We start from the raw sequence: 14,518 nt of genomic DNA on the forward strand, positions 1-14,518 counted from the left end.
ACGTGCCCGGGGAACGGCGCGTGGTGCCGGAGACACCCCGCGCCGAGGCGGTTCAGCACACCTGGTCTCCGTTCTTGCTGACCGGGCAGCTCGACCGTACGGCGCAGGTGCGGCAGCCGTCGTTGACCTTGGCCTGGAAGAACGGTCCCGACATGCCGACGGCGACGGTGCCGACCATGTCCTTGGCCCAATCCGGGTCGGGGTCGTCGGACAGGGGAGGCTGTGCCTGCTCCTTGGCCTGCTTCTTGCCCGCCGCGTCGCCCACCTGGACCAGGGCCGCGCCGCCCGGCTCGGTCAGGCCGTGCCGCTGGAAGGCGCCGAGCAGCGCGGCGAGCTGGTAGACGCCGAGCTGGGGGTGGCGTTCGAGCTCGGTGTCCTTGGCGCCGGTCTTGCCGGTCTTGATGTCGATGATCACGGCTCGGCCCTCACCGTCGCGCTCGACCCGGTCGACCCGGCCCTTGATCTGCACCCCCTCGGAGACCATGGCCGTGAACGCCTCCTCCAGGCCGACCAGTGTCCGGGGGTTGTTCTCGTGCCAGGCGACGAATTTGGAGATCATCTCCTCGGCGACCGCGCGCTGCTTGCGGTTGTACCAGACACCGCCGAAGTCGAGCTCGTTCCAGACCTCGTCCAGGCGCTTGCCGAGGGTCTCCTCGGTGGGCATGCCGGTCGCGGCGAGGACCGCCAGCGCGTGCACGACGGTGCCCAGGCCTCGGGCCACGTCGGTGCCGCCCGCGCCCACCGAGGTCTCCAGCAGCCAGCGCAGGCCGCACTTGCTGAAGCTCTCCACCGCCGAGGGCGAGACGCGCACGATGTCGTCGGGCCAGCTCAGCGGGCGGTCGTCGGAGATGGGGGTGAGGGCGTACCAGTCGTTGGGGTGGGCGCCGGGCACTCCCGCGGCGGCGAGCCTGGCCAGGTGCTCGGCCGCCGCCCTGCGCAGCGGTTCCGGCCTGGTGGAGTCGGTGACCGCCGATCGCAGGTCGGCCACCAGCGCGGACATGCTCAGCCAGCGGGACCGCTCGTCGACGCCCGCCTCCTCGGTCGAGCCGGGCACCAGCTCGGTGAGGAAGCGGGAGGGCCGCTCCTCGGTGTCGTCGCCGCCCACGGCGGTGACGATGAGCCTGCTCCTGGCCCTGGTGGCGGCCACGTAGAACAGCCGACGCTCCTCGGCCAGCAGCTGGGAGGCGAGCGCGGCGGAGACGGCCGCCGGGTTCTCGTGCTCGGAACCCTCGGCCCTGGCGACCATGTCGTCGGTACTCAGGATGGACCCGCGCAGCCGCAGGTCCGGCCAGGCGCCCTCCTGGACCCCGGCGACGACCACCACGTCCCACTCCAGGCCCTTGGAGCGGTGCGCGGTGAGGATGCGGACCTTGTCTCCGTCGGGAGCCCGAGCGGCGAGGGAGTCGCCGGGGATCTCCTGGGCAACCAGGTCCTCGACGAACACGTCCACCCCGGCGTGCGGGAGCCGGTCGACGAACCTGGCCGTGTGGTCGAAGAGCGCCACGACGGCGTCGAGGTCACGGTCGGCCATGGTGCCCCTGACACCGCCCCTGAGGCTGACCTCGGTCCACTTTCCGGCCAGCCCGGTGGCCTGCCAGACGGTCCACAGCACGTCCTCGGCGGTGCCGCCCTGCCGTACGGCCTCGGTGGCGGCGGAGATGAGACCGGCGACCCGCTCGGCGGGCAGCGCCACGTGCGGCTCCACCCGCACCAGTTCCCGCGCGTCCTTCAACGCGGCGACCAGCAGCTCTCCCGAGGAGCGGGGGCCGGGGGCCTCGCGCTCCAGGTCGAGATCCACATCGAGAGCCACGTCGCGATCCGCCTGCTCGGCCGCCTCGTGCTCGGCGGGGTGGGCCAGCGCCTCGTGCTCGGCGATCCGCAGGGCACGGCGGAGGCGGCGCACACCGATCATGTCGGTGCCGCCGAGCGCGCCGGTCAGCAGCTCTTCCGCCACCCCCTCGTCGAGGGTCTCCGGGTGCAGCGCCACCTGGATGAGCCTGATCAGCGGCCGCACGCCCGGCTCCTGGAAGAGCGGCACCTCGCCGCCGCCGACCACGACCGGCACCCCGGCGGTGACCAGGGCGCGGCGCAGCAGCGGCACCTGGCGGGTCGCGGAGCGGACCAGCACCGCCATCCGCGACCAGGGGACCCCGTCGAGCAGGTGCGCCCTGCGGAGCGTGTCGGCCACGATCGCCGCCTCCTGAGGTGCCCCGTCGGCCACCAGCACCCGTACGTCACCGGGGTCGGCGTCCGGCAGGGCGCGCAGGTCGCGGTGGGCGGCCCCGCCGGGGGTGGCGGGCAGCCGGGTGGTGACGCGGCGGGTGGCCCGCAGCAGGTTCCGGCCGCTGCGGCGGCAGACGCGCAGCGCGACGACGGGGGCCTTCGCGCCGTGGGCGTCGCGGAACCGGTCGGTGAAGTTCATGATCCCTCGGACGTCGGCACCGCGGAAACCGTAGATCGACTGGTCGGGATCGCCGACCGCGACCAGGTCGCGCCCCTCCCCCGCCAGCTGCTGGAGCAGGAACTCCTGGGCGGGATCGGTGTCCTGGTACTCGTCGACGAAGACGGCGTCGTACGCCGATCGCTCGCGGTCGCGCACCTCGGGGTCGGAGAGCAGCGCCCCCGCCGCCCGGATCAGCTCCGCGTAGTCGAGCACCGGTTCGAGATCGAGGTCGAACCTGGCCTGGTAGCGGTCCGCGAACCTGCCTGCGGCCACCCAGTCGGGGCGGCCGTGGCGGCGGCCCAGCCCGACCAGCTCCGGCCCGTCGAGGCCGCGTTCGGCGGCGCGGGCCAGGAAGTCACGGAGCTCGGAGGCGAAGCCGCGCGTCTTGAGCGCCTCGTGCATGTCCTGCGGCCAGTGGACGGCGCCGTCCTCCAGCTCGCCGTGGAGCAGGCGGCGGATCTCCAGGAGCTGCTCGGGGCCGGTCAGCAGGCGCGGCGGCACCCCTCCGGCGATCACCGCCTCGCGGCGGAGCAGCGCGTAGGCGTAGCTGTGGAAGGTGAGGGAGAGCGGGGTGCGGGTGGTACGGCGCATCCGGGCCGTGATGCGCTCGCGCAACTCCTCGGCGGCCTTGCGGCTGAAGGTGAGGACGAGCACCCGCTCGGGGTCGACGCCCCGGCGCTCGATCCGGTCCACGACGGTCTCCACGATCGTGGTGGTCTTGCCGGTGCCCGGCCCGGCGAGCACGAGCAGCGGGCCGCTCTCGTGGGCCACCACCGCCCGCTGGTGCTCGTCCAGCACAGGGGCAACAGTTCTCCCCGCACCCTCACGACGTACCAGCCGCCAGTCCTGACCACTCACAACTCGCCATTCCACCAGATCCCGGACGATGATCGTGCCGAGTCGGCGGGTACGGCATGGCGGATTGTCGGCCCCGCCGGGTGGGCTACGGGCGGGGCCGGCTGGGAGCGATGATCAGAGCAAGGCGCTGACCTGCGCCGGAACGTCCCGGGACGGGTTCAGGGGCCGGGCGGCCGACCCCGGGGGCCGCTCGGCGGCCGCCCCCGGGAACCGCTCAGGAGAGGAAGACGTGGTCGACGAGCCTGGCCGTCGCCTTGCCGTCGTCGCGGGGCGCGTAGGTGCGCTGGAAGAGGTCGTACCGCTCGGCGTGGGCGGCGGTCACCTCGTCGATCGACCGCAGTGCCTTGATGACCTCGGCCCCGGTGGAGAGCAGCGGGCCGGGCGCCTCCGCGGCCAGGTCGAGGTACATGCCCCGCTTGGACGAGTAGCGCTGCAGGTCGTGTGTGAAGAAGAGCATCGGCCTGCCGGTCGCCGCGAAGTCGAACATGACCGACGAGTAGTCCGTGATCAGTACATCGGCGATCAGCAGTAGATCCGTAATATCGGGATATGTCGTGACATCGCGCCCGAGGCCGGCGGGCACGTTGGGCGCCGCCTGCATCGAGTGCGCCCTGATCAGGAACTCGTGGCCGGGGCCGAGCACCCGGTGCGCCTCGGCCAGGTCCAGGCGGATCGAGGCGTTCTTGCGGTCGTAGTCGCGGTAGGTCGGCGCGTAGAGCACCACCCTCGCCCCCTCGGCGATGCCGAGCCTGGCGCGCATCCGCGCCGCCATCTCGTCGCGGTCGGGGGCCACCAGCACGTCGTTGCGCGGGTAGCCGCTCTCCAGGACCTCCCCCTGGTAGCCGAACGCCTTGCGCAGCACCCGGGTCGCCCAGGGACTCTGGGAGACCAGCAGGTCCCAGCCGCGCACCTCGACCGCCTGCCGGTGCCAGGCCGGCGGCCTGGGGTCACGGGACATGTGCGGCAGGTCGTTGCCCAGGCGCTTGACCGGGGTGCCGTGCCAGGTCTGCACGACCGTCTGGTCCTCTCGCGCCCGGAACCAGGGCGGCAGGAAGCCGTTGGTCACCACGTACCGCGAGCGGGCCAGCACCGCGTAGTGCTCGCGGCTGCCCGCGCGCACCACGGTCGGCCCCTCGCCCTCGCCGAAGCCGAGCTCCGCGGGGCCCGGCGGCGTGAACGCGCCGTCCTTGACCACCCAGATGTGCTCTCCGGCGTCGCCGCGCCGCACGCGCTCCTCGTAGATCGCGCGGACGTTGCCCTCGTACTGCCGCCCGTCGTAGGCGACGTAGACGATCGCGTCGTTCAGCTCGCGGGTCCGCTCCGCGGGATAGAAGCCGCGGCGCAGCGCGTACAGGCCGCCGGCGCCCTTCTCGTCGTCGGGGCGGTGCTCGGCGACGGAGAGCACCGGAATGTCGAAGCGGGTGGAGATCAGGCGGTATTCACGGCCGTCGCGGATCTTCGTGTCCTCGTCCAGATCGTCGAGGATGGCATGGTCGACGCGGAACGGGACGATCTGGCCGGCCGGGTCGCGGACCGCCATGCTCCAGGTGCCGCTGCCCAGCGGGACCGTGTCCCCGAAACGGGGCATCGCGGCGGCCGCGATCCGCACCGTGAAACGGGAGCCCTCCCGCTCCAGGGGGATGGCGTGGATCAGCCCGCTGCGGTGCTTGAGGGTCAGCTCGGCCGCGCCGGAGCCCGGGTAGGAGCCCTCCAGGACGAGCACGCCCTGCTCGTCCCAGGTCGCGGCGGTGATGACCGGGCGGATCCGGTGCGCGGAGACGCTCACCCGGTCACGCCGGTCACGCAGCACGGTGATCTCACGATCCCCGACGACCGTACGGCTCTCCTCCGCCTTGCCGATCATGACGGAGGCGGCGGGATCGCCCTTGGGCTCGATCCAGAGACGGCCGCCGTCGCGTTCCTGCAGCAGGGAGGCCACGGCGAGCGGCACGACGACCGCGGTGCCGCCGTCGACGGGGGTGAAGTCCGCGGCGATCCGGTGACCGTCCAGCCTGGCGTGCCCCCTGCTCGCCTCCTTGCCCGGCAGGAAGACCTGGACCTCCAGCCGCTCGCCGTCCAGCTTCACGCCGGTCAGCTCGGCCCTGGTGGGCTGTAGCACCACCTGGAGTGCCCGGTCGGAGGTCCAGACGGGGCGGATCCACCAGCCCCCGCCGAGATCAAGCCCCGAGGGGCGCTCGGTACGGCCGGTGGAGGGGCCGCGCAGCAGGCCGACGGCACGGGCGCCCCGGCTCCAGATCACGATCTCGGCGCGCCAGGTGGTGGTGTCCTGCACGGTGGCGCGGCGGCGCAGCAGCCGCTTGCCGCCGCGCACGACGGCCCGCACCGCGGAGCGCCAGCGCAGCGGCCACGGGCTCAGTTCGGCGGTGAACCCGGACCAGTCGTAGTTGCAGCCGGCCTCTTCCGCGCCGTAGGTCGCCTCGGGGTGGAAGACCCTCCGGGTGCGCAGCCGCACCGGCGGCAGCCAGCGCGGGCCGCGCAGCACCACCGTGGCCCTGTTGAAGCGGCGGCTGCGCACCGACAGCCCGGCCAGATAGGCGTGGCCGCTGACGTGCAGCCGCCCGCCGGACCAGGAGACGTCCTCGATCTGGGTCATCGGGATGAGATCCGCGGCCCGCAGCCGGAACAGGGCCTCGGGCAGCTCGTCCTGGAGCGGCAGATCCGCGTACCAGCGGAGTTTCTTGCGGACGCGCCTGGACGGTTCCGCGGCGGCGGCCACGAGCTTCTGCAGCGCGTCGCCGTCGGCGAGGTCGTCGATCTCGCGGTGCTCGATCAGGTGAAAGGCGATCCTGCGAGCGACCGGCAGGTCCCGCTTGACCCTCGCGTCCACACCGGTCACGTACGGCTTCAGGACCGTGACGAACTCGCGGCGCCGCGCGGCGCCCCGCTTGGTGGCGATGTCCAGCCGGGAACCCAGCGGCCCGGCCAGCGCGTCGGCGTCGAAACGACGGCGCTCATGCGGCTTCAGCCCGTCGGCCAGCACCGCGGCCATGATCGAGTCGAGTGGTTCTCCCCGGTCGCAGAGATCCTGGACGACCCGAAGACGATCAACGACGGGGTCGCCGCTGGCTCGCGCGGGGGTGGCACCGATGGCCATGGGGAAAGCACCGCCTTTCGGACAGAGCGCTGTCCTAGGCCATGTTAGTGCGCCACGGCAGGGCCGGTTACGCGGTGAATTAAGGGTTCCCGGGATTTACAGGCTTTTGTGATCTAAGGCTTTCCGTCCCATCTGGCCTCCCGCATATCGGCTCGGGCGCCCCTCAGCGGGGTCCGTTCCTCGCGCCAGTTCACCAGGCATCGTTGCTCGTGGCCGGGTGGCGGGGTGCCGTCGGCGTGCACGACGCGCCACCAGGGCACGCCCCCGCCCCAGGTGGACATCACCCTGCCGACCTGGCGCGGGCCGCCCTCGCCGAGATATTCGGCGATGTCGCCGTAGGACATCACCATGCCGGGCGGAATGCGCTCGACCAGATCCAGCACCCGCTCGGCGTACGGGGTGGGGTGGCCTACTGGCTCCATACCGTCGGTCCGGCCGAGAGGATCTCGTCGAGTTTGCCGAACTCGTAGGCCACCGAGCCGTTCAACTGCTCGACCAGACCGCCGCGGATCGCGTAGGACTCGCCGTCCTCGCCGACCAGCCGCGCTCCCAGCAGAGCGGACACGCGTGCCAGCTGGGCCACCTGCCAGTCCGATCCGGGGGCGCCGGACAGGCGGCCGTTCCATATCGCTATGGCATGAACCGCGCCATTGTGGCGGGCCAGGACCTCCCCCGACTCCTGCGACCCTCTGAACTCGAACCCCGCCTGCCCCAGCACAGTCGCGAGTTCCGCGAAGGCGAGAGGCGCAGGGCGCTCCACGCGCAACTCGTACCCCATAACGCGGGAGAATAGCGAACCTTCCGGGTTTCCCGGAGTGTAAATCCCGACATTCGGGCTACCGCATCCGAACAGTGTCCTAAACGCGTTCTAATTGACTTCAAACTGCGCTTATCCCCGCGATCTCCCGCGCTTGGCCGTTTCGGCGTCGACCACTACCGGTCCATTCCCGTCCGAGTGCCGGCCGAGCATCACCACAGCCGCCGCGAACGCCACCAGGCCGCCGACCAGGCCCGTTCCGTAAAGCCAGAGCCTCAGCGGATCGGGGCCCGGCCTGCTGTACTCCTCGTGCGGGACGCCGGCGCCGAAGTGCTTGTCATCCGGGACCGAGATCTCCACCGCACCCGCCACGAGCCGATCCGCCTTGGCGAGCGCCGCGGCGGCGTCGACGACGCCGAACCCGATGTGGTCGTCATAGCCGGCGGTGGGACTCACCGAAGCCGTGGAGACCAGTGCCTGCGCCACCATCTGCGGCGCGATATTCGGGTATTTCGCTTTTATTAGTGCGGCGACCCCTGCCACCAGCGCGGTCGCCGAACTGGTCCCCTCAGAGGATCCGTAGTTTCCGCCGGGGACGACCACCGGTACCCCGACACCGGGCGCCGAAACCAGAACCGACAGATTGTCACTGCTGAAGCTCGCCGGCTTGCCCAGCCTGTCCACCGCGCCCACACCGATGACCCCGGAATATCCGGCGGGGAAGTTCCAGAAGGAGGTGGAGTTGTCCATGGTGTACTGGGAGTCTCCGTCGTTGCCCACGGCGGCGACGAGTACCACGCCCCTGGACAGCGCGTAGGAGACCGCCTCCCGCTCGCTCCGGTGCGGCCCGTAGGCACCCAGCGACATGCTGATGACCTTGGCGCCGTTGTCCGCGGCGTAACGGATCGCCCGGGCCAGCGGGCTGTCGTTGCGCGAGCGCAGATCCTCCTCCGGCAGCGTGGAACCGTCCTTGGGCCGCTCCTCGACGATCAGCGGCAGCGAGAGGATTCCGGCCTCGGGGGCGATCCCGAGAAGACCTTCCTCGCCGTTGCCCGCCCCGGCGATGAGCGAGGCCATGGCGGTGCCGTGCCGTCCGGCGTCCGGCTTGCTCCTGTCGAACTTGACAGATCCCATGTCGGGTCCGGCGATCACCCGCCCGCGCAGCTCGGCCACCTGGTCGTCCACCCCGCTGTCGACCAGGGCCACGGTGACGCCCGAGCCCCTGGTGACCTTCCACGCCTCCTGCGCGCGCAGCATCTCCAGCACCCAGCGCTGATCCTCGCGCACGTCGGCGGCGCCCTCCGGCGGCGCGGCCAGTACCGGAGCGGCGGGCGTCTCGGCGGGCATCTCGGTGGGCACGGTCGCGAAGGCGGGCACCACCGGGACCGCCACCGAGATCGCGACCAGCACTCCCGTCGCCCACAACCGCCGCCTCAGCACACGTTCCCCTGGGTGCACTGGGGCACGGCGCTCGGCTCGTCGCCGAGGGCCCTGGCGATGCGCCCCGCGACCGCCTGGGCCGCGGGCCACAGCTCGCTGTGCAGGATCTCCTCCGGGGCGATCGCCTGGCGGGTGCGGCCGTCGGTGTAACCGGCGGTGGAGAAGACGATGTAGGGGCCGACGCCGACCCAGGCGTTGTGCTGGCGCTGGGCCGCCCCGAACAGCTCGGTCGCCGTGCCGGGGAAGGCCACGGGCCGCACCCCCACCCTGTCGTCCACGGCCAGCTGCGCGGAGGCGGCGAGCCGCCGCTCCTCGTCGGCGAGCACGGCGATGCCCACGGTGAAGACGAACGTGGACGTCTGGTCGACGTAGGTGGCCCGCAGCAGCGTGCGGCAGCCGTGCCGGGTGAGCACCGACCCCACCTGCGCGTCGGTACCGGCCGCGCAGGCCACCTCGGGCGCGAGGCCGACCCTGCGGGCGTACTGCTGGACCCTGCTGAGGCCGATGTACTGCAGCTCGACGGGAAAGACCAGATCCGCGGTCCAGGTGTACCAGCGCCTGGCGATGTCGTCGGAGATGTAGCGGGCCTGCTCGGCGGCGGTCAGCGGGCGCGAGCTCGTCTCGCGCAGCAGCCCGACCGCGCCGGTCAGCACGTTGGTGGCGGCGATGGCGAGGATCGTGCCCACCAGGATCAGGAAGATCGTACGGAACCGGACGCCCTGTTCCAGGGCCGCCAGTTCGGCACGCTGAATCGCCGCGCGGTCACGGCCCGCCGCGGGCCAGGAGCGCACGCGGTGCCGCCTGACCGTGGCGCCCTGCGCGGGCGCCCGCCTGGTCCGGCCGTCCCCGGCGGCGCTCACCCGGGAGCCGGACGGTGGCCAGCCGCCGCGAGCGCGGGAGGCCGGGGCTCCCAGATGCCGCTCCGGCTCCTGGGACCGCCCTGACTGCGACATACTCCGATGCTACGTCGCCTGCCCTCTCCGCCCTATCAGCGGCGTGCATTTTCGCGGTGCCGGCTCCGGCGGCGACCTTGGTACCGACCTCGGCCCGGCTCCGGCCGCGACCCGGGTCCGGGCCCGGTGCTCACGGCCAGGGCGCGGTGACCGCGTCGGGCGTGGGTTCCTGGTAGGTCGTCGACGAGCGCGCACGGCCGACGAACACGGCGATCGTGACCAGGCAGGCGATCGCGCCGAGCCCGGCGGCCACGGCCACCCCGCCGTACAGGTTGATCCTGTCCCGGTCACGGTGGACCACCCGCACCGGCTCGACCGCCAGGCCCAGCGGGCGGGCGGGGTCGTGACCACCGGCCCCCTCCGCGGTGAGGGTGTGCCGGGAGATCCTGGCGGCCGCGGCGAGTGCCCGGGTGGCGTTGACGACGCCGAAGCCCATGCCGGTGTCGTAGCCGCCGGTGGGCCGCCGGGTGGCTCCCGCAGTGATCGCCTGGACAACCAGCACGGGCGACATTTCTGGATATTTCGCCTTAATGAGGGCGGCGACCCCCGATACCAGGGCGGTCGCCTGCGAGGTGCCGCGGCCTACCCAGTACTCGTCGCCGGGGCCTGCCCCGAGGATGTCCACCCCCGGCGCGGCCACCAGGACCGAGGGGTTCCGGTTGGAGAACGAGGCACGGCGCAGCCCCCGGTCCGTCGCGGCGACCGAGACCACTCCCGGGAAGGCCGCCGGGTAGGAGTAGGGGGCGTTGCCGCTGGCGTCGGTCTCCTCGGCGCCGTCGTTGCCCGCCGCCGCGACGAGCACGACCCCCTTGGAGATCGCGTAGCGGATCGCCGACCGCTCCTCCCTGGTCGCCAGTTCCTTGGAGATCGACATGTTGATCACGTCGGCACCGTGGTCCACCGCGTACCGGATGCCCCTGGCCACCACGTTCTCGTAACGCTCGGCGGTGTTGAACTCCCGGAAGCCGGGCTCCTCGTCCTCCAGGATGACCCGCACCGACAGCACCTTCGCGCGGGGCGCGACACCGATCACCCCGTCCGCCCCGCCTGGCCCGTGACCGTGCCCGGCGATCAGCGACGCCATGTACGTGCCGTGCAGCCGGAGGGGCTGCACACCCCGCGGGTTGGCCCCGGCGGTGAAGTCCTTACCCTCGATCACCGACCCGACCAGGTCGCGGTGGCCGCTGTCCACCCCCGAGTCGAGCACGGCCACGATCACGTCCTCCCCCTCGGACACCCGCCACGCGGCGGGCAGGTCGAGGGTCCGCAGCACCTCTTGCTGGCTGTCCCTGACGTCGTCGGCCCGCGCGGCCGGGGCCAGTCCCGCCGCCCCCGTCAGCACCACCAGTGCCAGCAGCGTCGTCGCCGCGAGCGCCCCGCGGGCGGCGGAAAGGCGCCTCGGCACGGTCAGCATCGCCACTCCGCGGAGGCACAGTCGGGACGGGCGGGCCTGGTCAGGTCGGCGAGGATCCGGTCGGCGATGTCGCCGGTGAACGCGAACAGGGTGGGCCGCTGCTCGCCGACCGCACTGGCGGGCCGGCCGTCGGTCTGGCCGACCGTGGCCATCACCACGTAGGGACCCGCCTGCCGGACGAGGCCGGCCTGGCGCCCCGCGGAGACGAACCGGTCGGTGACGGTGCCGGGGAAGGCCAGCGCCCTCAGGCCCGGCGAGGGCCGGTCGCCCCTGGGCAGCGCCGCCTTGGCCCTGGTGGCGCCGATCTCGTCGGCGAAGACCGCGACCCCGATGGTGACGACGACCCCCTGGAGCGCGTCGATGTAGGTGGCGCGCAGGATGCCCAGGCAGCCGGCCTCCCGAAGCGCCTTGCGCAGCTTGGCGTCGACCGCGTCGTCACAGCGGGTCTCCGGCGAGATGCCCACCCTGCGGGCCTTCTCCTCGCCCCCCTGCTCCGCGGCGTAACGGACCGTCTTGGGGAAGACCCGCCCGGCGGGCCACGCCTGCCAGCGCCGGGCCACCTCGTCGAGTGCCGCCCGATCGAGCTCCGCCTGGGTCGGCCCCCGGGTGAGCTCCGCTCCGGCGGCGCTGGTCGCCACCCCGGCCACGACCGCGCAGAACAGCGTCAGCGCCGATGCCACGACCAGCGCCGGCCATGAATGCCGTCGCTGACGTGGGACTTCGTTCACGCTCTCGACCTTAATGCGGTGAGGCGGGTGTCATCCGCCGTTCCGTCCATATCCGTCGGAGCGGAAAGCACATGTGGCGGCGGGGCGAGTGCCTCCCGAACGGCAGGGGAACGGCGAGCGCCCCGTGGGGCGCGTGCTCCACGGGGCGCGGGCGGTGAAAACCCCACCGGGCCGGTCAGTAGGTCGGCAGGCTCGGGTCGATGGTCTTGATCCAGCTGAGCACTCCGCCGCCCACGTGGACGGCGTCGGAGAAGCCCGCGCTCTTGATGACCGCCAGGACCTCGGCGGAACGGGCACCGGACTTGCAGTGCAGGACGATCTTCTTGTCCTGCGGGAGCCCCTCCAGCGCGGATCCGTTGAGGAACTCGCCCTTGGGGATGAGCACCGCACCGGGGATGGACACGATCTCGTACTCGTTCGGCTCGCGGACGTCGATCAGGTAGATGTTCTCGTCCGCGTCCTGCATGGACTTGAGATCGGCCGCGGTGATCGTGGAGCCGGAGGCGGCCTCCTGGGCCTCCTCGGAGACCGCGCCACAGAACGCCTCGTAGTCCTCCAGGAGCTGGGTGACCGTCGGGTTCTTGCCGCAGAGCACGCATTCGGGGTCCTTACGGACCTTGACCGAGCGGTAGTTCATCTCCAGGGCGTCGTAGATCATCAGACGGCCGACCAGCGGCTCACCGATGCCCGTGAGGAGCTTGATGGCCTCGTTGACCTGGATGGAGCCGATCGACGCGCACAGCACGCCGAGCACGCCGCCCTCGGCGCACGAGGGGACCATGCCGGGCGGCGGGGGCTCGGGGTAGAGGCAGCGGTAGCAGGGGCCGTGCTCGGCCCAGAAGACGCTGGCCTGGCCGTCGAAGCGGTAGATGGAGCCCCAGACGTACGGCTTGCCGAGGAGGACCGCCGCGTCGTTGACCATGTAACGGGTGGCGAAGTTGTCCGTGCCGTCCACGATCAGGTCGTAGCCGGCGAAGATCTCCATCACGTTGTCCGTGGTGAGCACTTCGTTGTGGATGACCACGTTGACCAGGGAGTTGATCTCCCTGACGCTGTCCGCGGCACTCTCGGCCTTGGGGCGGCCCACGTCGGACTGGCCGTGGATGACCTGCCGCTGCAGATTGGACTCGTCGACCACGTCGAAGTCGATGACGCCGAGCGTGCCCACTCCGGCGGCGGCGAGATAGAGCAGCCCCGGGGAACCCAGGCCACCCGCGCCCACACAGAGCACCTTCGCGTTCTTCAGGCGCTTCTGCCCGGCCATGCCCACGTCCGGGATGATCAGGTGGCGCGAGTAGCGGCGCACCTCGTCGACGGTCAACTCGGCTGCCGGCTCTACCAGTGGTGGCAACGACACAGTTCTGCTCCCGTTTCAGGGGGTCTTGACGATACGGCTAGCGCAGCACGCTCCACTCACAACCTAACCTGGTGCCCTGGTCATTCCCCAACCGGAGTGAGGACCGTCTCACCTATCAGGATCCTGGCCTCGCGGGCCACCCTGTCGGGGAACTCCATCTGGGCCACATGCCCGGCGTCGGGCAGCAGCACCAGTTTCACCTGCGGGAACGTCCGGCCCGCACGGGCCGCCATCCGGGGGTTGACGAGCCGGTCGTGGCGACCGTGCACGACCAGCGTGGGCGCGGTCACCTGGGCCGCCTGCCGCCACAGGTTCGTCTCCCCGCGCCGGAAGTACTCGGCGACGATGCCGCGCGCCGAGTTGATCAGTGCCGCCCCCGCGTACGGGAGGCCGTCCCGGCGGCGCACCTCCTCGATCGCCTCCTTGAGCCGCTCCGGGTGAATCCTCCCCACGTCGGCGTAGCACATGGCGAGCGTGGCACCGAGCCTGCGCTCGGCGGGCAGCAGGCTCAGCCGGCTCGCCGCCCACTCGCCGAGCCTGGGCACGGCGGACAGCGCCACCCGCGCGGGGCCGTACCTGGGCAGCAGGTCGGGCAGGGCCGGTGAGATCAGGGTGAGCGAGCGGACCAGGTCGGGACGGGTGGCGGCGAGCCGCACGGAGACGGCTCCGCCCAGGGAGTTGCCGAACAGGTGGACGGGGGCCCGCGAGACCCGCTCTATCAGGGCGGTGACGGTCCGTACGTGGGCGTCGACGGAGTAGTCGCCGCCGGGCGGCTCGGGCGAGTATCCGGCGCCCGGCAGGTCGACGGCATGACCGGTCACCACGTCGGAGAGCTCACCCATCAGGTCTGTCCAGTTGGTCGCGGAGCCCGCGAGGCCGTGTACGTAGACGGCGGTCTCCGCGGGGCCTGGCGGGGTCGATCGCACGTGGATCCGCTGGTCGCCGAGGTCGACCATCTCGCCCTGCCAGTTGGGGATCGGTTTGTGTACCACGCGTCTCCTCCTGTCGTCCGGCCGCTCTTCCACGATAGTTCGCCTCTCGATACGACAGACGACAGCCCCCGTATGCCACAAAAGGCACATAAGCCTATTTTAGCTAGATATATTTTTATTACACACTTTATCGCCATTAGCTAGACACCCCCTCCAGCCACCCCCTCCCTCGAAGAACAAATGCGACATTAAAGACATTTAATCTTAAATTAGCTGGTAACCATCCAAGATCGACCACAAATAGATAAGGAGAGTGTAAAAGGATTTGATCTCTGTTTATCGGCAGACATGCGAGGAAATCATGACAACCAGGGATGGCTCATCACTCGCCATCTCCGGTAATTCCCGGATGATTCGGTAAGTGCCGAAAATCGGGGCAACCGATCCTTTCAAGGGGGAAACGCAATGCCCAAGTACAAGGGTGTCCTCGCAGGGCTCGCGATCAGCACGGCGCTGACCGG

At 71.3% G+C, this 14,518-nt stretch carries 10 protein-coding genes; all 10 read right to left on the reverse strand.

Features of this window, described 5'->3' with window-relative positions:
• Positions 1-52: 52 nt before the first annotated feature.
• Positions 53-3,241 carry an ATP-dependent DNA helicase gene (locus ABZU75_RS16115; protein ID WP_355554577.1) on the reverse strand — a complete coding sequence of 1,063 codons (3,189 nt, stop codon included), beginning with the start codon at positions 3,239-3,241 and terminating at the stop codon, positions 53-55.
• Between the two features lie 274 nt (positions 3,242-3,515).
• Entirely contained in the window at positions 3,516-6,416 is a 2,901-nt protein-coding gene (locus ABZU75_RS16120) for a CDP-glycerol glycerophosphotransferase family protein (RefSeq protein ID WP_355554579.1), read from the reverse strand.
• Positions 6,417-6,529: 113 nt separating this feature from the next.
• Positions 6,530-6,838 (reverse strand): MGMT family protein, encoded by a 309-nt coding sequence (locus tag ABZU75_RS16125; RefSeq protein WP_355554581.1) that lies wholly within the window; start codon positions 6,836-6,838, stop codon positions 6,530-6,532.
• Positions 6,826-7,194 carry a hypothetical protein gene (locus tag ABZU75_RS16130; RefSeq protein ID WP_355554583.1) on the reverse strand — a complete coding sequence of 123 codons (369 nt, stop codon included), beginning with the start codon at positions 7,192-7,194 and terminating at the stop codon, positions 6,826-6,828. Before ABZU75_RS16130 ends, ABZU75_RS16125 begins: the two co-directional genes overlap by 13 nt.
• A gap of 111 nt (positions 7,195-7,305) precedes the next feature.
• Positions 7,306-8,613 carry a S8 family serine peptidase gene (locus ABZU75_RS16135; protein ID WP_355554585.1) on the reverse strand — a complete coding sequence of 436 codons (1,308 nt, stop codon included), beginning with the start codon at positions 8,611-8,613 and terminating at the stop codon, positions 7,306-7,308.
• The gene (locus ABZU75_RS16140; RefSeq protein WP_355554587.1) at positions 8,607-9,566 is read right to left on the reverse strand and encodes a hypothetical protein; all 960 of its coding nucleotides are present in this window, start codon (positions 9,564-9,566) and stop codon (positions 8,607-8,609) included. The genes ABZU75_RS16135 and ABZU75_RS16140 overlap by 7 nt, the downstream gene beginning before the upstream one ends.
• Before the next feature lie 130 nt (positions 9,567-9,696).
• Positions 9,697-10,980, reverse strand: a complete 1,284-nt coding sequence (locus ABZU75_RS16145) for a S8 family serine peptidase (RefSeq protein WP_355554589.1) — start codon at positions 10,978-10,980, stop codon at positions 9,697-9,699.
• Entirely contained in the window at positions 10,974-11,708 is a 735-nt protein-coding gene (locus tag ABZU75_RS16150; RefSeq protein ID WP_355554591.1) for a hypothetical protein, read from the reverse strand. Before ABZU75_RS16150 ends, ABZU75_RS16145 begins: the two co-directional genes overlap by 7 nt.
• Before the next feature lie 175 nt (positions 11,709-11,883).
• Entirely contained in the window at positions 11,884-13,065 is a 1,182-nt protein-coding gene (moeZ, locus tag ABZU75_RS16155) for an adenylyltransferase/sulfurtransferase MoeZ (RefSeq protein WP_350960963.1), read from the reverse strand.
• 80 nt (positions 13,066-13,145) lie between these two features.
• The gene (locus ABZU75_RS16160) at positions 13,146-14,057 is read right to left on the reverse strand and encodes an alpha/beta hydrolase (protein WP_355554594.1); all 912 of its coding nucleotides are present in this window, start codon (positions 14,055-14,057) and stop codon (positions 13,146-13,148) included.
• Between the last annotated feature and the right edge of the window lie 461 nt (positions 14,058-14,518).

The sequence above is a fragment of the Streptosporangium sp. NPDC005286 genome (genome assembly GCF_040607515.1).
Taxonomy (GTDB): Bacteria; Actinomycetota; Actinomycetes; order Streptosporangiales; family Streptosporangiaceae; genus Streptosporangium.